This is a genomic window from Mesorhizobium sp. WSM4842 (assembly GCF_055901575.1).
Genome location: NZ_CM148372.1, coordinates 1780907 through 1802143 on the forward strand (window position 1 = coordinate 1780907; position 21237 = coordinate 1802143).

General features: G+C 62.1%; 19 protein-coding genes. 12 read left to right on the plus strand and 7 right to left on the minus strand.

The window, feature by feature from the left end; all coding sequences use genetic code 11:
- Nucleotides 1-121 precede the first annotated feature (121 nt).
- The 3 genes from AC0NIE_RS08550 (at nucleotide 122) to AC0NIE_RS08560 (ending at nucleotide 2065) form a co-directional block, all read left to right on the plus strand.
- On the plus strand, nucleotides 122-760 hold the full coding sequence (locus tag AC0NIE_RS08550; protein ID WP_473488124.1) for a hypothetical protein: 639 nt from the start codon (nucleotides 122-124) through the stop codon (nucleotides 758-760).
- Between the two features lie 26 nt (nucleotides 761-786).
- Nucleotides 787-1329 carry a hypoxanthine phosphoribosyltransferase gene (hpt, locus tag AC0NIE_RS08555; protein WP_473488125.1) on the plus strand — a complete coding sequence of 181 codons (543 nt, stop codon included), beginning with the start codon at nucleotides 787-789 and terminating at the stop codon, nucleotides 1327-1329.
- A 364-nt stretch (nucleotides 1330-1693) separates the two neighbouring features.
- Nucleotides 1694-2065 (plus strand): response regulator, encoded by a 372-nt coding sequence (locus AC0NIE_RS08560; protein WP_027153386.1) that lies wholly within the window; start codon nucleotides 1694-1696, stop codon nucleotides 2063-2065.
- A 121-nt stretch (nucleotides 2066-2186) separates the two neighbouring features.
- On the opposite strand, the gene AC0NIE_RS08565 is transcribed toward AC0NIE_RS08560, so the two are convergent.
- On the minus strand, nucleotides 2187-3137 hold the full coding sequence (locus AC0NIE_RS08565; protein ID WP_473488126.1) for a DMT family transporter: 951 nt from the start codon (nucleotides 3135-3137) through the stop codon (nucleotides 2187-2189).
- A gap of 275 nt (nucleotides 3138-3412) precedes the next feature.
- On the opposite strand from AC0NIE_RS08565, the gene AC0NIE_RS08570 reads away from it, so the two are divergent.
- From AC0NIE_RS08570 to AC0NIE_RS08580, 3 genes are all read left to right on the plus strand, one after another.
- A complete protein-coding gene (locus AC0NIE_RS08570) occupies nucleotides 3413-4270 on the plus strand; it encodes a LysR family transcriptional regulator (RefSeq protein WP_473488127.1) in 858 nt (285 codons plus the stop codon).
- A gap of 520 nt (nucleotides 4271-4790) precedes the next feature.
- The gene (locus AC0NIE_RS08575; protein WP_473488128.1) at nucleotides 4791-5315 is read left to right on the plus strand and encodes a hypothetical protein; all 525 of its coding nucleotides are present in this window, start codon (nucleotides 4791-4793) and stop codon (nucleotides 5313-5315) included.
- Nucleotides 5316-5406: 91 nt separating this feature from the next.
- Nucleotides 5407-6849: a DUF1254 domain-containing protein gene (locus AC0NIE_RS08580; RefSeq protein WP_473488129.1), complete on the plus strand. Its 1443-nt coding sequence runs from the start codon at nucleotides 5407-5409 to the stop codon at nucleotides 6847-6849.
- A 576-nt stretch (nucleotides 6850-7425) separates the two neighbouring features.
- Here the strand turns inward: AC0NIE_RS08580 and AC0NIE_RS08585 are convergent.
- Both AC0NIE_RS08585 and AC0NIE_RS08590 read right to left on the minus strand, forming a co-directional pair.
- Nucleotides 7426-10074: a TIGR02302 family protein gene (locus AC0NIE_RS08585; protein WP_473488130.1), complete on the minus strand. Its 2649-nt coding sequence runs from the start codon at nucleotides 10072-10074 to the stop codon at nucleotides 7426-7428.
- Between the two features lie 173 nt (nucleotides 10075-10247).
- A complete protein-coding gene (locus tag AC0NIE_RS08590; RefSeq protein ID WP_473488131.1) occupies nucleotides 10248-11189 on the minus strand; it encodes a threonine/serine dehydratase in 942 nt (313 codons plus the stop codon).
- Nucleotides 11190-11238: 49 nt separating this feature from the next.
- Here AC0NIE_RS08590 and AC0NIE_RS08595 point away from each other — a divergent pair, with 49 nt between their 5' ends.
- Nucleotides 11239-11541 (plus strand): ArsR/SmtB family transcription factor, encoded by a 303-nt coding sequence (locus tag AC0NIE_RS08595; RefSeq protein ID WP_192365059.1) that lies wholly within the window; start codon nucleotides 11239-11241, stop codon nucleotides 11539-11541.
- Between the two features lie 75 nt (nucleotides 11542-11616).
- Here AC0NIE_RS08595 and lysA read toward each other — a convergent pair whose 3' ends face one another.
- The 4 genes from lysA to argH all read right to left on the minus strand — a co-directional run bounded on the left by lysA (nucleotide 11617) and on the right by argH (nucleotide 15952).
- Entirely contained in the window at nucleotides 11617-12885 is a 1269-nt protein-coding gene (lysA, locus tag AC0NIE_RS08600) for a diaminopimelate decarboxylase (protein WP_473488132.1), read from the minus strand.
- Nucleotides 12886-12937: 52 nt separating this feature from the next.
- Nucleotides 12938-13144 (minus strand): lipoprotein, encoded by a 207-nt coding sequence (locus tag AC0NIE_RS08605; protein ID WP_095493413.1) that lies wholly within the window; start codon nucleotides 13142-13144, stop codon nucleotides 12938-12940.
- Between the two features lie 131 nt (nucleotides 13145-13275).
- Nucleotides 13276-14406: an IS630 family transposase gene (locus AC0NIE_RS08610; RefSeq protein ID WP_473490042.1), complete on the minus strand. Its 1131-nt coding sequence runs from the start codon at nucleotides 14404-14406 to the stop codon at nucleotides 13276-13278.
- Nucleotides 14407-14551: 145 nt separating this feature from the next.
- Nucleotides 14552-15952, minus strand: a complete 1401-nt coding sequence (gene argH / locus AC0NIE_RS08615; RefSeq protein WP_473489289.1) for an argininosuccinate lyase — start codon at nucleotides 15950-15952, stop codon at nucleotides 14552-14554.
- 34 nt (nucleotides 15953-15986) lie between these two features.
- Between argH and tlpA the strand changes: the two genes are divergently transcribed.
- The 5 genes from tlpA (at nucleotide 15987) to AC0NIE_RS08640 (ending at nucleotide 21230) form a co-directional block, all read left to right on the plus strand.
- On the plus strand, nucleotides 15987-16673 hold the full coding sequence (gene tlpA / locus AC0NIE_RS08620; protein WP_095493411.1) for a thiol:disulfide interchange protein TlpA: 687 nt from the start codon (nucleotides 15987-15989) through the stop codon (nucleotides 16671-16673).
- A gap of 348 nt (nucleotides 16674-17021) precedes the next feature.
- On the plus strand, nucleotides 17022-18332 hold the full coding sequence (gene ugpB / locus AC0NIE_RS08625; protein ID WP_473489288.1) for a sn-glycerol-3-phosphate ABC transporter substrate-binding protein UgpB: 1311 nt from the start codon (nucleotides 17022-17024) through the stop codon (nucleotides 18330-18332).
- A gap of 81 nt (nucleotides 18333-18413) precedes the next feature.
- On the plus strand, nucleotides 18414-19298 hold the full coding sequence (ugpA, locus tag AC0NIE_RS08630; protein ID WP_473489292.1) for a sn-glycerol-3-phosphate ABC transporter permease UgpA: 885 nt from the start codon (nucleotides 18414-18416) through the stop codon (nucleotides 19296-19298).
- An 8-nt stretch (nucleotides 19299-19306) separates the two neighbouring features.
- Nucleotides 19307-20155 (plus strand): sn-glycerol-3-phosphate ABC transporter permease UgpE, encoded by an 849-nt coding sequence (gene ugpE / locus AC0NIE_RS08635; protein WP_473489287.1) that lies wholly within the window; start codon nucleotides 19307-19309, stop codon nucleotides 20153-20155.
- A 7-nt stretch (nucleotides 20156-20162) separates the two neighbouring features.
- Complete coding sequence (locus tag AC0NIE_RS08640) at nucleotides 20163-21230, plus strand: sn-glycerol-3-phosphate import ATP-binding protein UgpC (RefSeq protein WP_473489286.1); 1068 nt, start codon at nucleotides 20163-20165, stop codon at nucleotides 21228-21230.
- Nucleotides 21231-21237 lie beyond the last annotated feature (7 nt).

Here is a 21237-nt window from a genome sequence, read left to right on the forward strand (position 1 = left end):
TAACCGGCGGTTAATTCTGAGGTTTTTTGGGTGCGTCACAGGGGTACCGATGGGGAAGCGTTAACCATTTCCGTTTACGCAAAAGAAACGAAGAGCGAACAAGTTCCGTAGTGCTGGGGCCATGATGGCTGAGGATCGAACCGCGCGCCCGGTTTCCGGCGAAATCATGGCCGACACGGCCGCGCCGGAACGCATCATGCGTGATCCGGCCGACGACATCGTCGATGCCGACTACGAGGTGCTGACGCGCCGCACCGCCAGCATGGACCCTTCACCGCCGCTTTCGCGCGTGATCGCCACGCCATCGCTCGAAGGCATGGACATGCTGCGCAAGCCGAAAGCCGCGATGGAACGGCTGCGGGCGCGCGGCGGTCCGATCTTCTGGATCGCCGGCCTCAGTGCCGTGTTTGCAGCCTTCTGGGTCTCGGGCGGGCACGCGCTGGTGCGCCAGGCGCCGCTTCTTCTTGCGGCACAGGAAGCGGGCGTTGCACTCACCATTTCAGGCGTTACGTCGCGTATCGATGCGTCCGGGCCGAAACCTGTCCTGTTCGTCGTTGGCGAGGCCGCGAATGACGGCGCCAGTCCGTCGCCGTTGCCGCCGCTGGAAATCCGGGTCACCGGCAATGACAGGCGCACAACCCGCTATACGCTGGAGACATTCAACCGTTTGCTGGCGCCCGGCGAAAGATTTGGCTTTTCGAGCCGGCTCGACATGCCTAGAAACGGGGTCAGGACCGTCTCGGTCACCTTCGCCAACTAGGGCGATCATTTCTGGAAAGGCTGCCAATGCCAGTCGTGCGCGGCAAGGATATCGAGGTTCTGTTTTCGGCGTCGGCGATTGCCCGCCGCAATCTGGAGCTCGCCAAGGAGATCGCCGAGCGCGACTATCACGACCTTCTGGTGATTTCGGTGCTGAAAGGATCGTTCATTTTCGCTGCCGATCTCATCCGCGCCATGCACGATGTCGACCTGTCGCCCGAGGTCGAGTTCATCTTTATTTCCAGCTACGGCGCCGGCACCACCAGCGGCGAGGTTAGGGTGCTGCGCGACATCGACAATGAGGTCGCCGGCCGCGACGTACTGTTGATCGACGACATCCTCGAATCCGGCAAGACGCTGTCCTTCACCCGCGACCTGATGCTGTCGCGTGGCGCCAAAAGCTGCGCCATCGCCGTGCTGCTCGACAAGCGCATGCGGCGCCAGACCGCGCTCATCGCCGACTATGTCGGCTTCGACTGCCCCGACTATTTCGTCGTCGGCTACGGCATGGATGTCGCCCACGCCTTTCGCGAACTGCCGTTTGTAGGCGTCGTCAAGGGCGACGCCTAGGGTGTGCTGATATTCAGGTGAGGCCGGCCTGCAAACAGCGGCTTCCTGCGCTTCCTACAGCGCCGCGCGCCTTCTTGGGCGCGCAAAGGACGCTGTAGTACTCTGATTTTGCGCATGACCTTTCCGAAATCAAATTCGATTTCGAAATCATGCGCGGGCTCACGTACCAAAAGTACGCTCCGCTCCGGTTCTCGGAAGCCGCTGTTTGCGACTCGGCCTGACCTGAATCTCAACACAGTGCTCGATCCGTGCGCTGGGCTTGAAATCGCTGTATGCAATTCTTCGATGCGGCGCGCTCCGGATTTTCTCCCTGACTGCGGTTGCGGTTCAGAAAAAGTCAACTTTTCCACGGCAACATTCCGCTATGGCAAAGCTCCTGATCGTCGAGGACGATGAATCCGTCCGCACCCTCGCCGCCCGCGCGCTCGAACGCGCCGGGCACATGATCGACATCGCCGCCGACGGCGCGCAAGGGCTTGCCCTGATCCGCGCAGCACGTGGCGGCTACGACCTTGTCGTCTCCGATATCCGCATGCCGGAGATGGACGGCATCCAAATGGCCAAGGCGGCGGCGTCGCTTTTCCCGGCGATGAAAATCTTGCTGATGACCGGCTATGCCGACCAGCGCGAACGCGCCGAGGAATTGAACGGCGTCATTGTGGATGTCGTGCAGAAGCCGTTCACGCTGGCCGAAATCCGCGCGCGTGTCGAACAGGCGCTCGCCTGTTTTGCCTAAAGCGCGTCGCGTCTGAAGGGATTCATGCGACGCTTTAAGTTCTTGTTTTTATGCATGTCGTCGTCCCAAAACCGCTGCGCACTTTTGGGCGACATGCATTAGAATCCAAGCCTAATCGCGGTCAGGCGGGATCGCAGGTCGCCGCGATTGCCGGCCCGCTGCTCCGGCGCCGGCTGGCATGGAGCGCGAACAGACCGGCGCCGATGATGAGGACGGCGCCGACGACGGTGGTCGATCGCGGCACTTCGGCAAAGAACAGGAAACCCCACAGCGGCGACCAGATGATGCCGGTGTATTCGAAAGTGGCGACGCTGTTGGCGGGCGCCAGCCGGTAGGCCTGCGACAACAGGATCATTCCGGCCGAAGCGACGAAGCCGCAGGCGGCCATCGTCAGAAAATCGATCGGCTGCGGCCAGATCCATGGCCTGACCAGGAATTCGAGGCTCGGATGCGTGGCGTGAGCTATTCCTGCCAGCCAGAACAGCCCGGCGACCGCTGCAGCGCCCAGGAGATAGACGCCGTTTTGATAGAACGCCATGACCGTGGATGATTCGGTGTCACCGATCTTGCGGGCCATCAACTGCGAAAAGCCGTACAGAACCGCCGAGGCCAGCGACAGCAGCGCCGCCCAGTCGAACAGCCCGGCATCGGGCCGCAGCATCACCAGCACGCCCAGCATTCCGACCATGACGGTGACGAGCGTCTGCCACGCCACCCGTTCGCCGAGATAAGGGCCGGCAAGCGCCATGATGAACAGCGGTGCCATGAAATAGAGCGCCACCGCGTCGGCAAGCGGCAGGGCGGCGATCGCCAGGTAGTAGACCGTGTAGGAGGCGAACAGGATGAAGGCGCGCATCGTCAGCATGCGAAACCGCTTCGAAAAGATCGCGCTGAGCCCGACATCGGCATGAACAAGCACGAGAAGAATGGGCAGGGCGACGATCGAGCGGATCGCCATCACCTCGGTCACCGGATAAGTGCTCGATACAGCCTTGATCAGCGGGTCCTGGAGCGAGAACACCAGAACGCCGAGGCAAAGGCTTGCCATGCCGAAAACGAACCGGTTCTGCATGTCGTTCAACGGCTCCTTGCGTGTGCGGCCCGAGAGCCGGCCTGGTTTTGGTTATCCATGTCGCTGTCCCAAAACCGCTGCGCACTTTTGGACGACATGCATCAAAAAGAACCCGCCACCGTTTCGGGCAGCGGGTACGAGTGAGGACTCTAGATTGGTCCGCGGCCGATTTCGCAGCCGCATATCCAATGGGTGAGGTGACTATTATCCGCCGTTTGACATGTTGCAAACGAATTGGAATGATGCCAGCAATCATATTTTCTTATGGCGGACAAATGAAGCCCACGCTCGACAGCGATCTGCTGCGCACCTTCGTCGCGGTTGCTGACACCGGCAATTTCACCAAGGCAGCGGAGCAGGCCGGCCGTACCCAATCGGCGGTTTCGATGCAGATGAAGAAGCTCGAAAATGTGGTCGGCGACAGCCTGTTCGAGCGCGGCTCGCGTGGTGTGGCGCTGACGCGCCGCGGCGGCGAACTCATCGTCAACGCCCGCCGGATCGTATCGCTGCTGGACGAGACGGCGGCATCGATGGTCGCGGCGCCGCTTGGCGGTCCGGTGCGCATCGGCATCCCGGAGGAATATGGCCACGCGATCCTGTCGCGCGCGCTCGGCGCCTTTGCCAAGCGCCATCCTCAGGTCGACATCACCGTCCGCTACGCGCATTCCGGTGCGCAGATCGCGGCGCTCGCCGCCGACGAACTCGATCTGGCGGTGGTGTTCGAATGGCAGGATCTCTCCGGCGGTGAGGTGCTGATGCATGACCCGACCGTGTGGGTGACGTCGGAGCTGCATCACATGCATGAGGAGCGGCCGGTGCCGATCGCACTCTACAACCGTGCCGGCTGGTGCAAGGATTTCGCGATCAAGTCGCTGGAGCAGCGCGGCCTCGCCTATCGTGTCGCTTATACCAGCGACACCAATGGCGGCCTGCGGCTCGCCGTCACCTCCGGGCTGGCGATTGCGCCGATCTCGCGCAGCAACATCCCGGCCGCCTGCCGCGAACTTGCGGCCGCCGATGGGTTCGGCGACATCGATTCCTCGAACGTGGTGCTGCGCCGCAATCCGAACGCTTCCGGCGAGGCCATCGACGGCATGGAGGAGGCGATCCGCGAGGCGTTCACCAACCGCTAGTTGTATGCGCCTAACATAAGAGTCCAGCTTGGGATTCCCTTTGTCGCGTGCGCATGCGAGTCGTCGGCAACCGATCGCCAGCGCCTGGCAGCGCTGATCAAGGATCGCAATGCGCCCCAGAAGCACGTCTGGCGCGCCGAGATCACTCTGTCAGTTGATCAAGAAAACGACCGCCCCGAACGATTCGAACTATCACGCGAATCGCGGCAGCAATCTTCGACGCGGGAGGCTACAAGGACGGTGCCGAGCGTGAAAGTGCCTGGCTCCCGAAAAATGTACTGGCGTTGGCGAAAGAACGCTCATCAAAGAAATGTCGATGCGATTTTGCTCGTTCAAAAGATATCGAGTTTTTCATTAACTGACTAAGGAGGGCCGGATACCTTGCCTCCGCCTAATCCCGGGCGTCTTGTTTTTTCTATGTAGTATACGGTTATTTGCGTTGCCAAAGGTCAGGCAAAGCGCCAACGTCACTGCGGGGATCGGATTTCGTGGACAAATCTGGCAAAGAGGGGATTGCAAAATGACCACCCGACGAAACCTTCTCCTAGCCGCCTCAGCTCTCGCCGCGACAGCGACGTCGCTGAAGTTGCGGCCTGCCGAGGCGGCCGACGACATTGCCGACTTCCTGTTCGTCCAGACCGCCGATGCGATGACCTACGACAAGGCAACGAACAAGCTGACGCTCGTGGATATTGCGACCTCGACGCTGTTCTTCACGGATCGGCCGGAGCGCGTCGCCGGCAATATGAAAACGGCGGCCTTCGTCCCGTTCTGGAGCACAGGTAAGGACAGCTTCCTGTCCGACCCGCCGAACGCAGACCTGTCGATCATTGAGGGCGAGGAACTCAGGCAGGTCGTGGTCGTCCTCAAGGACCCACAACTGAACGGCAGCGACCTCACTTATACGGTCCAACTCGTCGACGGAGAGATGCCCGACAAGGGCTCCGAGGTGTCGGTCTTCATCGACATCATCGGCATGCCGCTGACGCCGCTATCGTATGCTGGGGTGGCAAGGCGATCGTTCAGGCGGGCGGTGCTCTATTGATCCTGAAAACCGAGCGGGCAGTTCGAAGGCCTTTTTAGCAACTATCAGTCGTCGGACAGGTCACTGGGCCTGGGAAAGTCTGGAGGATGAAATGAACGTGTCACGTCGCACAGTTTCGCTCGGCGGCTTAGGCCTGCTTGCCGCTACGTCGCTAAGACCGACGGCGGGCAATGCCGAAGGTTTCGTTGCAGATCTGATCGGGGGTTCAGACGAATTCGGCTTAGCGGTCGAAGCCTACACCTATGGCTACCCGCTGATCACCATGGAGATGACCCGCCGCGTCGTCACCAACGTCGCGAAACCCAAGGGCACCAAGGGCCCAATGGGCCACGTCATCAAGCTTCGCGCGTATCCGGACGCTAGTTTCACCGACGTGACCGCTCCCAATGCGGACACCCTTTACACCACCGCATTCGTGGACGTGGGGAAGGAGCCATGGGTCGTCAGCCTTCCGGATATGGCGGATCGTTACGCTCTGTTCCCAATGCTTGACGGTTGGACGACAGTGTTCGACGTTCCTGGCAAACGCACGACAGGGACGGGCGCGCAAACCTACGCAATCACCGGACCCGGCTGGGAGGGCAAGCTCCCCGACGGCGTCAAGGAATACAAGTCGCCAACCAGTTTGGTCTGGCTGCTGGGTCGCATCTATTGCACCGGCACCAAGGAGGACTATGCCGAAGTGCATAAGCTGCAGGATGAGGTGAAGCTCGTTCCTCTGAGCGCCTACGGCACCGACTGGACTGCGCCGGCCGGCAAGGTCGATTCGTCGATCGACATGAAGACCGCTGTTCGTGAGCAGGTCAATGCGATGGATGCTGTCGAGTACTTCACGCTCCTGTGTGAGCTGATGAAGACCAATCCTCCAACGGAGGCGGATGCGCCGATGGTCGAGAAAATGGCCCAGATCGGCATTGTGCCCGGTCAGGATTTCGACAAGAGCAAATTCGATCCGTCGTTTGCGAAGCGTATCCCTCAGGTCGCTTTCGATCGCATCATGCTGCACTTCAAGTTCAGTGACGGCGACGTGAAGGATATCAACGGGTGGGGTTACACGACCAAGACGGGCATCTATGGTACGAACTATATTCAGCGCGCCCTGGTCACGGCAATCGGGCTCGGTGCAAATCGTCCCCAAGACGCCGTGTATCCGACTTCGATGAAGTCCGACAGCGGCCTTATCAGCCGCGCCTATTCGGGCACGGAGAAATACGTCCTGAAGTTCAAGAAGGGGAAGCTGCCTCCGGTCTCGGGCTTCTGGTCGCTGACTATGTACAACGAGAAGTATTTCTTCGTCGACAACCCGCTCAATCGCTATTCCATCAGCGCCCGCCAACCGCTGCAGGCGAACGCTGACGGCTCGGTCGATCTCTTGATCCAGAACGAGTCCCCGGGCGCTGACAAAGAGTCGAACTGGCTGCCGGCTCCGAAGGACAAGTTCGTCCTGATGATGCGGCTCTACTGGCCGAATGAAAGCGCCCCTTCGATCATCGATGGCTCGTGGGTTCTGCCACCGGTCAAGAAGGTGAGCTGAAGCCGGTCTTCGACGCACGGCCCGGGATTTTCAAGGATTTACCTTCGACCCCGGGCCAGCAACTGGACCCAGCATCGGGTGGGTCGGGCCTGTTCTTCGCTGCGGCGTGATAGGCCACGTCCCGCAGAGGGCGACAAGCTGCGAGCGACAATGTCATTGGATTGAGAAGTTATCGCCTGCAATGACCACCATCGTGAACGTTGGCTTCCGCCCCTGGGGCGGTCATAGCTTCATTGCTTCGCGTAAGCTGCAACGTGTCACGACTTCCCGTTCAAATTCTCTGAGGGAAGGGCAGAGAAGGGTCGAGAGCGGTATTTCGGGTCGGGTACCAAGCGTTGGATTTTGACCACTAGAGCATCGGACCCAAAAGCCTGCCCTCGGGCCTGACCCGGGCCTGACCCGAGGGTGGGTACCGGTTTTGGGAAAATCCGATGCTCTAACAAAACAAAAAGATAGAGCGGCGTCACGGTTCGACGTGATAGTCCGCCGCTCGAGAGCATGTCGCCTAATTGCGCAGCCCGGCGATGTCGGCCGCCATGACCGTGCACGCCGATCTTCCTGATATAGAGGGCAGCTTTACTTCAGCTCCAGCAGCCGCTCCAGATAGCTGCGCTCGATGTCGGGGCTGAGCGCGTTGCCGAGCCGCTTGCGGATCGCTTCGAGGATCTGGCGGGCGCGCTGCACATCGATCTCGTCCGGCACCTTCACCGAATCGCCGAAATCGGGACCTTCGGTGGCGCGCGGCCGGCCGAGCGGATCGCGGTCGGCGTTCTGCTGGCGGCCGCCCCGCTCGCCTTCGCCCTCGTCGCCCTGCATGGCCTGCAATTGCTTCATCATGTCCTTGGCGCCCTTGCGCAACGCTTCCAGCGCGCGGCCCTGGTGACCGACGGCCTGGTCGCCATCGCTGTCGCCAAGCGCCTGCTCGGCGTTGCCCATGGATTTGCCGGCCTCGCCAAACCCTTCATTGGGCTCGAGACCCATGCCTTCGAGGCCTTTTCTCAGCTGGTCGAGGTCGCCCTGCAGCTTGCCCTGGCCTTCCTGCAACCGCTTCAGCGCGTCGGCGAATTCCTGCGGCGTCATCGGGTTCGGCCGGCCGAGCGGATCGCGGTCTTCACCTGGGCCGGGCTGCTCGCCCTGTTCGCCCATTTGGCCCTGCTCACCGTTCTCGCCGAGCTGCTCTTCGCGATTCTGCCCGCGCTGTTGCTGGCCGCGCTGCATCTGGTCCAAGCGGAAGGTCTCGTTCATCATCTCCTGCTGGCGCCGCATGATCTCGCCGAGCTTGTCCATCTGCTGGCGCATTTCGCTGTTCTGCTGGCCGCCCTGCTGCTGACGTCCGGCCTGCAGATTGTTCATCATGTCCTGCAGTTGCGAAAGCAATTGCTGCGCGCTGTCGCGGTCGCCTGATTTCGCTAGGTTTTCGATCTGGTCCATCATTCGTTCGATGTCGCTCTGGCGCAGTTCCTGGCCGTTCTGCTGCATTTGCGGCGCGTTCGGATTCTGCTGTGCACGCTGGGCGAATTCCTGCAGGAACTGGTTCATCGCCTCGCGCAGTTCCTTCATCGCCTTGTCGATTTCCTCGTCGCTGGCGCCGTTCTTGATCGCGTCCTGCAGCGCCTGCTGAGCCTGGCGCAGCCGCCTCTCGGCTTCCGAAAGATTGCCTTCCTCGATGCCGAGCGCGATCTCCCACAGATAGGCGACCTCGTCGCGCAACTTGTCGTCGCTGTCGGCCATCTTCAACCGGGTGCGGGCGCTCATGATGGCGAGGTAGTGCGCCATGTTGTCGAACGTGTCTTCGGGCCTGAGCGTGATCGCGTCCATCAGGTCGAGCACGCGGCTCTTGGCGTTGGCGTCGAGCGCCAGCACGCGGCGCTGCTCGATCACGGCCCTCGCCAGCGGGTTGGAGAAAGGCCGCTCCGGCATCACCAGCGTCTTGGTTTCGCTGGTTGCCGTATGGCCGGCATCGTCGGTGGCGACAAGCCTGAGCTTGATGTTGCCGCCGGCCCAGACATGCTCGGTCAGGTCCTTCGTGGTCTTGGCGGCATTCCCCTTGGCGCCGCGGCGCGGCAGCGTCAGCGGCATTTCGGGCGGGCCATAGAGCGGATGCGCATTCGGCGCCGGCGGGTCGGCCAATACGAAATCCGCCTTGGCGGAGGCCGCGCCATAGTCGTCGTCGATCTGGTAGTTGAGTTCGAAGGAGCCGTTGACGGCGCGTTTCGGCTCGCCGACGAAGCGGATCTGCGGCGGCTTGTCAGGGATCACTGCGAAGGCCCAGTTGCCGAGTTCGTCACTGCCCGAGTTCAGCGTCAGCGTGCCGTTGGCGGTCAGCTTTCCGGTAAACTGGCGCACCGTAGATGGCGTTGCCGTAGAGGGCGTTGCCGCCGCCGGCTTGGCCGCGTCGGCCTGCTGCCCGGCCGGCTCGATGGTGCGGGCGTTGCCGTCGGCGTCCGCGTAGCTCAGCGTTTCCTCGCCGGAACCGCCGGTGACGCGCAGCGACACATCGCTGCCTTCCGGAACAGTGAAGGTGGGCGCAGCCTGATTGCCATTGTCGGCGAGGGCTGGGTTGGCGAGGGCTGGGGACGTGAGGAAGACCGGCGGCCTGCCGGTGTAGGCCGGCGGCGTCACCCAGGCGTCGATGCGCGGCGGCACGGCGTCCCGCGCCGCGTGGGCACTGAACCCGTCTGCGATGCGGCCGCCCGACGGTCCGAAGGAGAAGGCAAAGGCGGTGACCAACAAAAGCGCCGCCACGGCGCGCAGCCCCCACGGGTCGCGCTCCGGCACCCGGGTGCGCGGCAGGTCGCCACCGAGGTTGCCGAGTTTTTCGGCCATGCGTTTCTGGTGCTCGCGCCACAGCGCTTGCGAAAATATGCTTTCCCTGCCGCTCGGCCGGTCGGTCTGCACCAGCACCGGGCTGTGCAGCAACTGGTTGGCCGCCTCGATGCGCCGGTCGATCTCGGCGCTGGTCGGCACCCGGAAGAAACGTAGGGGATAGAGCGCGGCAAGGGCTGCGATGCCGAACACTGCCATGAGGCCCATGCGCGCCGCGTCGGGCAGCAGAAGGAAGAGGCCGAGCCACGAGGCGCTGAGGAACAGGCTGGCGACAATGAGCAGCGGAAGCAGCAACGGCCAGCCACGCTCGACCGTCATCGAGACCCGCGTCGCCAGTCTGCTCAGGGCAAGGCGCCCGGCCAGGCTGCGATCGCTGGTGAAGGTGGGTCGTTGCGTCATCGGCCCTTCCTGCTCGGGCGGGATAACCCGAACCTCACAAATCTATCGCACCGGCCCGAAAATCGGATGCGAAGGACTCAAAGTTTTAGATGCACGTCACTCGAAGCATATCAACAAACACGGCGAAGGCGAGGCGGTTCCCGAAAACGTGAACGATACTGCCTCCATTATCGTCAGAATTTAGCCGGATTGGCGTTTGCACCGCAGACCAGCACGGCGACACGCTCGCCCGCAGCCGGCGCGTAGCGGCCGGACAGGAGCGCTGCGAACGCCGCTGCGCCGCCCGGCTCGGATATGATTCGCACCCGGTCCCAAAGCGCCGCCTGGGCGGCGATGATCTCGTCGTCGCTGACCAATATGGAACGCTCGACGAAGGCCTCGGCGATTGGAAACATCATTTCGCCGACGCGCTTCGGCGCCAGCGAATCGGCGGCGATGCCCTCAGTCGGCGCATCGACGGGCTGGCCGGCCTCGAAGGCGCGATAGAGCGTCGGTGCACCCTCGGGCTCGACGGCGATGATCCTGATGCGGCCGGCAAACCAGGCGGCGATGCCGCCGATCAGGCCGCCGCCACCGACGGCGACCAGCAGCGTGTCGAGCTCCGGCAGGTCAGCCTCGATCTCGAGGCCGAGCGTGCCTTGCCCGACAAGCGTTTCCTCCTGGTTGAAGGCGTGGATCTGCAGCGCACCGGACTTTTCCGCGAAACTTTCGCTGGCGGCCAGCGCCTCGGCATAGCGCGCGCCGCCGACGACCAGCTCGGCGCCGTAGCCGCGGATGCGTTCCAGCTTGGCCGGCGGACTCACTTCGGGAACGAAGATCGTCGCCTTGTGGCCGAGCCGCATGGCGGCATAGGCGACCGCGGCACCATGATTGCCGCCGGATGCGGCGACGACGCCGGCCGCGGGAACCGGCCGTTCGAGAAGATTGGTGAACGCGCCGCGCGCCTTGAACGAGCCGGAATGCTGTAGACATTCGAGCTTCAGGTCGACGGCAAGAGGCGGACGGCCGAAATCGGCCATGTCGACGCGCAGCACCGGCGTGTGGCGCACGAATGGCCGGATGCGCGGCTCCATTGCGGCGATGCGTTCGCGGGTGATTATATTGCCGTTCAGCATGGTCTGCTCCCGAGGTTGACATCACTTAGTAACTTAGCAAAATGGCTAAATGCAAGAGGTTGATGTCTTCAAGGCGATTGCCAACGAGCGCAGGCTGCAAATCCTCGATTGGCTGAAGGACCCGCGCGTGCATTTTTCGCCGCAGGCCGATGGCGATCTGGTCGAGGACGGCGTCTGCGCGCTGCTGATCGCGGAAAAGCTTGGCATCACCCAGGCGACGCTCAGCGAGCATATGCGGGTGCTGACCCAGGCGGGCCTTCTGCGCAGCAAACGCATCAAGCAGTGGACATTCTATCGCCGCGACGAGGGCAGGATCGCCGAGACCAGGGCGCTGATTCAGCACCGGCTGTAGCGCTACAGACGATCTATTCTTGTTTGACCATGATCTTTTCCGAAAACCGGTTCCCACTTTTTCGGGATCATGGGTCTATTCCAGCCAATCAGGCAGCGAATCCAGCCCGATCAGCTCGTCATAGGTCTGGCGCGGGCGCACGACATGGAAACGGTCGCCGTCGACCAGCACTTCGGGCACCAACAGGCGGGTGTTGTAGGTACCGGCCTGCACCGCGCCATAGGCGCCGGCGGTGGCGACGGCGATCAGGTCGCCGGCCTTGAGCCGCGGCAGGTCGCGGTCGAGGCCGAGATAATCGCCGGTCTCGCAGACCGGGCCGACGACGTCGACCGTCATGCGCGGCGCCGCGGCCGGCTGCTGCACCACCGGCTTGATGTTATGGAAGGCGTCGTAGAGCGTCGGCCGGATCAGATCGTTCATCGCGGCGTCGACGACCAGGAAGTTCTTGGCGTCGCCCTCCTTCACGAAGATCACTTGCGAGACGAGGACACCGGCATTGCCGACGATCAGCCGGCCCGGCTCGAACATCACCTTCAGCCCGAGCTTGGCGACGTGCTTCCTGACGATCTGGGCATAAGCGTCCGGCAAGGGAGGCGGGCTGTTGTCGACGCGGTAGGGAATGCCGAGGCCGCCGCCGAGATCGATATGCTCGATGGCGTGCCCGTCGGCACGAAGCACGCCGACCAGTTCCACCAGCAGCGCGAAGGCGTCGTCGAAGGGCTGCAATTCGGTGATCTGGCTGCCGATATGGGTGTCGATACCGGTGACCTTGATGCCAGGCAGTTCAGCCGCGCGGGCATAGACCTGGCGCACCTTCTGCCAGGGAATGCCGAACTTGTTCTCGGCCCTGCCGGTGGAGATCTTCTTGTGGGTCTTGGCATCGACATCCGGGTTGATGCGCAGCGAGATCGACGCCACCTTGCCCAGGGCCGTGGCGCGGGTCGACAGCAATTCAAGTTCCGGCTCAGATTCGACGTTGAAACAGAGAATGCCGGCCGAGAGCGCAAAATCCATTTCGCGCGCGGTCTTGCCGACGCCGGAAAACAGGATCTTGTTGGCCGGAATGCCGGCGGCCAGCGCGCGGCGCAGTTCGCCTTCCGAGACCACGTCGGCGCCGGCGCCGAGTTTTGCCAGGATCTTCAGCACCGCCTGGTTGGAATTCGCCTTCATGGCGTAGCAGACCAGCGCGTCGAGCCCGGCAAAGGCCTGCGCAAACACGCGGAAATGCCTGGTCAGCGTCGCCGTCGAATAACAATAGAACGGTGTGCCGACGCTTGTGGCGATATCTGATATCGCCACGTCCTCGGCATGCAGCACGCCGTCGCGGTAGTCGAAATGGTTCACAACAGAGATTCCGGAAGTTGGAGCACGATGAGATCGGCCGATCTCATCGGCTCTAGATCAACGGGTCGAGAATGAACTTCTTGTCCTTGACCGGTTTTTCCGGCTCGGGCGGCACGGGCTGCTCGGCCTTTTGTGCGTCCTTGCGCGCCTGCACGGCCGCCTCATAGGGCGTCTCGAGCCCGGCTTTCCTGCCGCAGGCCGTTACGGTTGCCAGCGCCGCCAGCAGCGCGAGCGTCACCAAAATCCTGCTTGCGGTCATCGATCCATCCGTCCGAAACTTTTGCCCGCCGCTTTTAGCCGAGTTTTTCTGGCATTGCACCTGGTGTGGTGGATTTGAAGTTCCTGTCATTGATGGCATTCGCGTTAAGGAACTTCAAATCCAAAACCACACTAGTGTCCTGATTCCGAAGTTCTGACGATTTTAGCCTGTTGGTCGCCGGTTTTGAGGGTTGCGAGGCAGAAGCGTTCGATGGAGGCGAGAATGTCGGTAGCAGACTTTGTCCATCTGAAGGGCTTCGGATCGGCGTTGACAGCATTGATGTAGGTTTCGATGGCGGCTTCAAGTTCTCCGGTTGAGCGGTGAACGCCGCGCCTGATCTGCTTGTCGGTGAGGTCGGCGAAGAAGCGCTCGACCTGATTGATCCAGGACGCGCTGGTGGGTGTTAGATGGACGTGCCAGCGGGGTCGCTTGGCGAACCAGTTGCGGATGGGTTGCGTCTTGTGCGTGGCGTAGTTGTCCATGACCAAATGGATGTCGAGATCCTCAGGAACCGCCGCTTCGATCTCGTCGAGGAAGCGGCGGAACTCCGTAGAGCGGTGGCGCGGATAGCATTTGCCGATGATGCGTCCGGTGGCGATATCGAGCGCTGCGAACAGCGACGTCACGCCGTGGCGCTTGTAATCATGGCTGCGCCGCTCGATCTGGCCGGGCCGCATCGGCAGCACCGGTTGGGTGCGATCGAGCGCCTGGATTTGGCTCTTCTCGTCCACGCACAGGACCAGCGCGTGTTCGGGCGGTGCCATGTAGAGGCCGACGATGTCGCGCACCTTCTCGACAAACAAAGGATCGCTCGACAACTTGAAGCTTTCTGCGCGGTGCGGCTGAAGGCCGAAGGCTTTCCATATCCGATGGATCGTCGATGGCGCATGGTCGACCGCGCGCGCCATCGAGCGCAGACTCCAATGCGTGGCTTCGCGCGGTGTCGCCTCCAGCGTCAGGCGGATCGTCTCGGCAATCGCATCATCGCCGATCTCTCGTGGCCGACCCGGCCGCGGCTCATCGTAGAGGCCATCCAGCCGATCTTGGGCAAAGCGGCGTCGCCACTTGCCGACCGTGTTCTCAACCGCCCCGACGCGCTGCGCGATCACTTTGTTCTCAAGCCTCTCGGCCGCCAACAACACGATCTCTGCCCGCTGTGCCAGACCTTGCGCCGTTCGCCGCCGGCGCGACAGACCTTCAAGCTCCTTGCGTTCCTCGGCGCTCAAGTCGATGGTTGCAGCAACTCGTCCCATGCATCGCATCTCCAATCGAATCAACGCAATAATCGCACGAATTACGCGATCATGACACTAGAATTCATCAATTAGCTCGTGCGGCTTTTGAACCCGAAATTCGCTCGCCGCGCTGCTCCAACGTGATGCGAATTTCGGATTCGCCGCACGAGCATCACGCCTTGGCAATGTGCTTTTTCCAGTATCGGATCTGCTTCCTCACTTCCGACGGCGCGGTGCCGCCGAAGCTCGTGCGGCTCTTCACCGAGTTCTGCACGGCAAGCACGGAAAACACGTCCGCCGTGATCCCGGGGTGAATGGACTGCAAGTCTTCCAGCGGCAGCCTGTCGAGCCCGATCTTCTTCTCTTCGGCCAGCGCCACCGCGCGGCCGGTGACATGATGCGCCTCGCGGAACGGCAGGCCGAGGGTGCGCGCCAGCCAGTCGGCGAGATCGGTCGCGGTCGCATAGCCTGACCCGGCGGCCTTCTTCATGGCGGCAGCGTTCACCGTCATGTCGCGCACCATGCCGGTCATCGCCGCCAGTATCAGGTCAAGCGTCTCGGCGGCGTCGAACACGGATTCCTTGTCCTCCTGCATGTCCTTGCCATAGGTCAGCGGCATGCCCTTCATCACCGTTAGCAGACCGACCAGATGGCCAGTGACGCGGCCGGTCTTGCCGCGCACCAGTTCGGCGGCGTCGGGGTTCTTTTTCTGCGGCATGATCGAGGAGCCGGTAGAGAATGAGTCCGACAGCCTGACGAAGCCGAATTGCGGCGTCGACCAGATGATGATCTCTTCGGCCAGCCGCGACAGATGCGTCGCGCAGATCGCCGCCAGCCCCAAAAACTCGAGCGCGAAATCGCGGTCCGAAACGCTGTCCAGGGAATTGCGCATCGGCTCGCGGAAGCCGAGCGCCTTGGCCGTCTTGTGCCGGTCGATCGGAAAGCTGGTGCCGGCAAGGGCGGCCGCACCGAGCGGGCTTTCGTCCATCCGTTCGATGGCGTCGCGGACACGCGACAGGTCGCGCGAAAACATCTCGACATAGGCCATGCAGTGGTGGCCGAAGGTCACCGGCTGCGCCGCTTGCATATGGGTGAAGCCAGGCATCACAGTTGCCGCATGCTCCTCGGCCCGTTCCAGGAACGCCGTGATCAGGCCCTTCAGCGCCTCGGCGACGCGAAAGCATTCGTCCTTGACCCACAGTCTGAGATCGACCGCCACCTGATCGTTGCGCGAACGGGCAGTGTGCAGGCGGCCGGCGGCCGGCCCGATCAGTTCCGCAAGGCGAGCCTCGACATTCATGTGGATGTCTTCCAGCCTGGTCGAGAACTCGAACGTGCCGGCTTCGATCTCTGCCAGGATCGTGTTCAGCCCGTGAGCGATTTTTTCTTGATCGGCCGCCGAAATAATGCCCGTTTGCGCCAGCATCTCGCTATGGGCGATCGAGCCTCTGATATCCTGCGCGTAGAGTTTGCGGTCGAACGAGATCGACGCGTTGATGGCTTCCATGATCGCGGCCGGACCCGAGGCAAAACGTCCGCCCCACATCTGGTTGCTGGCCTTCTTGTCGCTCATCGCTATAACCCGTGCTCCGGAGCAGTTTTTAAAAATGGCAGACGGCAATCGATTTTTTCCGGCCCCGCGCCTCATCCTCGCCGCTTTGGTGGCGGGCGTGCTGGCCGGCGCGGTCGCGGTATATGTCAGCGAGAGCGGTTCTGGCAACAACGCGCCCGCTCAAGTCGCCGTTGACGACAGCAAGGACGATGTCGCCTGCGCCGCCAAGGCTGACCGCGCCAAGACGGTCGCTGCGGCTGCCACCGGCCAGGTTGCGGCACTCTTGCCGGCCGATCCGCCGCAATCGCTGAAAAGCCTTGCCTTCAACGACCCTGGCGGCAAGCCGATGACGCTCGCCGACCATGCCGGCAAGACGGTGCTGCTCAATCTGTGGGCGACATGGTGCGCGCCGTGCCGCGCCGAAATGCCGGCGCTCGACGCGCTGCAGAAAGAAATGGGCAGCGACGCCTTCGAGGTCGTCGCGGTCAATGTCGATGCCGGCGACGACACCAAGCCGAAGAAGTTCCTCGAGGAAACCGGCGTCGAGGCGCTCGGCTATTACCGTGATTCGACGATGGCGCTGTTCAACGATCTCAAGACGCGCGGCCTGGCGCTCGGCCTGCCGGTCACCATGCTGATCGACGGCGAAGGCTGCCTGATCGCTCACATGAACGGCCCTGCCGAGTGGTCGAGCCCCGATGCCAAGCGGCTGGTCGAGACGGCGCTCGGCAAGTCGGACTAATGCATGTCGCGCACAAGCATGCCCTAGGGCCTGACCCAGGGCCTGACCCGAGGGTGCGCAGCGGTTTTGCGATAACGACATGCATCAAAACAAGAACCTAAAGCGCGTCGCATCCATTCAAACGCGACGCGCTTTAGGCGCCGACGATTGCCGGTCCCCATCGCCCTTGTTCGAACAGTAAGCCGGCTTGGCAATTCCTTTCCATCGACTCCATTCGGAAGCGTGCACCACTTTAAGTGGAGATCGAGTTCATCGATCCGCAACAAATCCGTTGTCCAATTGTCACGAGCGGCACATATTGCCTTTGCGAGAGTGCCCTTTCGCCAATGACAAAACGGGAGATGAAACATGAAGTTCTTCGGCTTCGCGGCCGGTGTTGCCGCCACCTTGACCCTGCTTTCCACTACCTCCGCCTTCGCCGTCACGCAGATCAGCTGGTGGCACGCCATGACCGGCGCCAACGCCGAGGTCGTTGCCAAGATCTCCAAGGATTTCAACGCCAGCCAGAGCGACTATGAGCTGGTTCCGGTGTTCAAGGGCACCTATCCCGAGACGCTGAATGCCGGCATCGCTGCTTTCCGCGCCGGACAGGCGCCAGATATCCTCCAGGTGTTCGATGTCGGCACCGGCGTGATGATGGCGGCCGAGGGTGCGATCAAGCCGGTGGCCGAGGTGATGACCGGTGCCGGGATGACCTTCGACAAGAGCCAGTACCTGCCCGGCATCGTCGGATATTATTCGAAGCCGGACGGCACCATGCTGTCCTTCCCCTACAACTCCTCGTCGCCGATCCTCTACTACAACAAGGACATCTTCCAGAAGGCGGGCCTCGACGTGAACAACCCGCCCAAGACCTGGAACGAGGTGTGGGAAGCTGCCAAGAAGATCAAGGCGAGCGGCGCCGCCTCATGCGGCTATACCTCGACCTGGCTGACCTGGATCCATCTGGAGAACTTCGCGGCATGGAATGACGTGTCGTGGGCCACCCAGCAGAACGGTCTGGCCGGCGGTGATGTCGAACTCAAGATCAACGCGCCGATTTTCGTCAACCACTTCCAGGCGCTCGCAGACCTCGCCAAGGACGGCACCTTCAAATATGGCGGGCGCACGTCCGAAGCCAAGCAGATCTTCCTTGCCGGCGAATGCGGCATCTTCACCGAATCCTCGGGCGGCCTCGGCGACATCGTCAAGTCCGGCATGAACTATGGCATCGGCCAGCTTCCCTACGATACCGACGCCAAGGGCGCACCGCAGAACACCACGCCGGGCGGTGCCAGCCTGTGGGTGTTCGGCAACAAGTCGGACGAGCAATATAAGGGCGTCGCGGCCTTCTTCGCCTACCTGTCCAAGACCGATGTGCAGGAATACCTGCACCAGAAGTCGGGATACCTGCCAGTCACGCTCGCCGCCTACGAGGCGACCAAGAAATCGGGCTTCTATGACAAGAACCCCGGCCGCGAGACACCCATCCTGCAGATGACGGGCAAGGCGCCGACCGACAACTCGAAGGGCGTGCGCCTGCCGAATCTGCCGCAGGTGCGCGATATCCAGAACGAGGAGTTGGAGAAGATGCTGGCCGGCCAGCAAACCGCTCAGCAGGCGCTTGACAACGCGGTCACGCGCGGCAACGCCGCGATCAAGGAAGCGCTAGAGAACTAACGAGATTATCTCGGTTGGTCGATTGGAATATCGCCCACGCGAGCTGGCGTGGGCGACCCCTGGATAGCGAGGGAAATCAGCCTGTCTCCACGCATCGTCTTTCCCAACAAGATCCTGCCCTACCTGCTGGTGGCGCCACAACTCGCCATAACACTGGTTTTCTTCTACTGGCCGGCCGGTCAGGCGCTTCACCAGTCGATGCTCAGGCAAGACCCGTTCGGGCTGAGGACCAAGTTCATCTGGTTCGCCAATTTCCGCAAGGTGCTGGCCGATCCGGCCTACCTCAACTCGATCAAGGTCACGGTGGTGTTTTCGCTTGCGACGGCGATCGTTGCCATGGGTGTGGCCCTCTTGCTTGCGGTCATGGCCGAGAAGGCAGTGCGCGGCAAAGGCCTCTACCGCACACTGTTGATATGGCCTTATGCCGTGGCGCCGGCGATTGCCGGCATGCTGTGGCTTTTTCTGTTCAATCCTTCGATCGGCTCGTTGGCCTATTTGCTGAGAAGCCTCGGCATCGCCTGGGATCCGCTGCTCAACGGCACCCACGCCATGATCCTGCTGGTGTCGGCGGCTGCCTGGAAGCAGATCAGCTACAATTTCCTGTTCTTCGTCGCCGGCCTGCAGGCGGTGCCGAAAACGCTGATCGAGGCGGCGGCGATGGACGGTGCCGGCGAGACCAAGCGCTTCTGGACCATCGTCTTCCCGCTGCTTGCGCCGACGACCTTTTTCCTGCTGGTCGTCAACACCGTCTATGCCCTGTTCGACACTTTCGGCATCGTCCATGCCGTCACCGGCGGCGGGCCAGGCAAGACGACCGAGACGCTGGTCTACAAGGTCTACAATGACGGCTTCGTCAATCTGATCCTGGGTGACTCGGCGGCGCAGTCGGTCATCCTGATGGCCATCGTCATTGCGCTTACCGCCATCCAGTTCCGCTACGTAGAACGCAAAGTCCACTACGGTTGAGGGCAGCGATGATCGGCCAATCCCCGCTCCGCACATTCATCGCCCATGCCGTGCTCATCCTTGGCGTATTGATCGTGGCTTTTCCGATCTACTACACCTTCGTTGCCTCGACACACACGCTGCAAACCATCCTTAGGCCGCCGCTGCCGCTCTTGCCCGGCGGCCAGCTGTGGAACAATTACAGCGAGGCGCTGTTCGGCGGCATTGGCCGCATCGGCGGTGTCAGCGTCGGCAGACTGCTCCTCAACACCACGATCATGGCGCTCGGCGTTGCGGTGGGAAAGATCTTCATCTCGATCCTGTCGGCCTACGCGATCGTGTTCTTCCGCTTTCCCCTGCGCATGACCTTCTTCTGGCTGATCTTCATCACCTTGATGCTTCCCGTGGAGGTGCGCATCCTGCCGACCTACAAGGTGATGGTCGATCTCGGCATGATCGACACCTATGCCGGCCTGATCATCCCGCTGATCGCCTCGGCCACCGCGACGCTACTGTTCCGCCAGTTCTTCATGACCATACCGGGCGAATTGGTCGAGGCGGCGCGTGTCGACGGTGCCGGGCCATGGCGCTTTTTCTTCGATATCCTCTTGCCACTGTCGCGCACCAACATCGCGGCGCTGTTCGTGATCCTCTTCATCTACGGCTGGACGCAGTATCTCTGGCCGCTGCTCGTCACCAACAGCAACGATATGAACACCATCGTCATCGCGCTGAGAAAGATGGTTTCCTTCGCCGATGCCGACACCGAATGGCACCTGGTCATGGTCACGGCGATGCTGGCCATCGTGCCGCCGATCCTGGTGGTTGTGCTGATGCAACGCTGGTTCGTGCGCGGCCTGGTCGAATCCGAAAAGTGAGAAGCCGATGGCGACCGTTGATCTGAAGGACGTGAAGAAGGTCTATCCCAGCGGCGTCGAAGCCGTGAAGGGCGTCTCCATCGCCATTCCCGACAAGGAGCTTTGCGTGCTGGTCGGTCCATCCGGCTGCGGCAAGTCCACCCTGCTGAGGATGATCGCCGGGTTGGAGACTATTTCTGCCGGTACAGTCGCCATCGACGGCAAGGTGGTCAACGCCATTGGCCCGACCGAGCGCGACATCGCCATGGTGTTCCAGAACTATGCGCTCTACCCGCATATGAAGGTCTACGACAACATGGCCTATGGCCTGCGCAATCGCGGCACGCCGAAGGACGAGATCGACAGCAGGGTGCGCTCGACCGCCAAGGTGCTGGAGCTCTCGGCGCTGCTCGACCGGCGCCCGCGCGAGCTTTCCGGCGGGCAGCGCCAGCGTGTCGCCATGGGCCGCGCCATCGTGCGCAATCCGAAAGTCTTCCTGTTCGACGAGCCGTTGAGCAATCTCGACGCCAAATTGCGCGGTCAGATGCGGGTCGAGATCAAGAATTTGCAGCGCAAGCTTGGCGTCACCTCGGTCTATGTGACCCACGATCAGCTCGAGGCGATGACGCTGGCCGACATCCTTGTTGTCATGAACGCCGGACTGGTCGAGCAAACGGGCGCGCCGCTCGACATCTACGAAAAGCCGGCTTCGATCTTCGTCGCTTCCTTCATCGGCGCGCCGCCGATGAACCTTCTGGCGCTGACCGGAAGTTCCTCAGGCCCGATGCTGGCCGACGGCACGGCGATCGGCTTCGCGGCCCCCGAAACACCAGCCGTGACACTGGGTTTTCGCCCTGAAGACGCCGACGTCACCTTCAATGCGGAGGCGCTGCCCGGTGCGCTCGTGCTGCCGGCGACAGTCGAGGCAGTCGAACCGGTCGGTGCCGAAAGCTTTCTTCACTGCGCCGCAGTTGGTAGCCGTATCGTCGTGCGCGTCTCAGGGCGCGCCGCCGCAAAGCCTGGCGACCAGTTGCGTGTCGTCGCCAGGGCCGAAAAGCTGCATTGGTTCGATCAGGCCGGAAAACGGGTCGATTGAAGCCAGC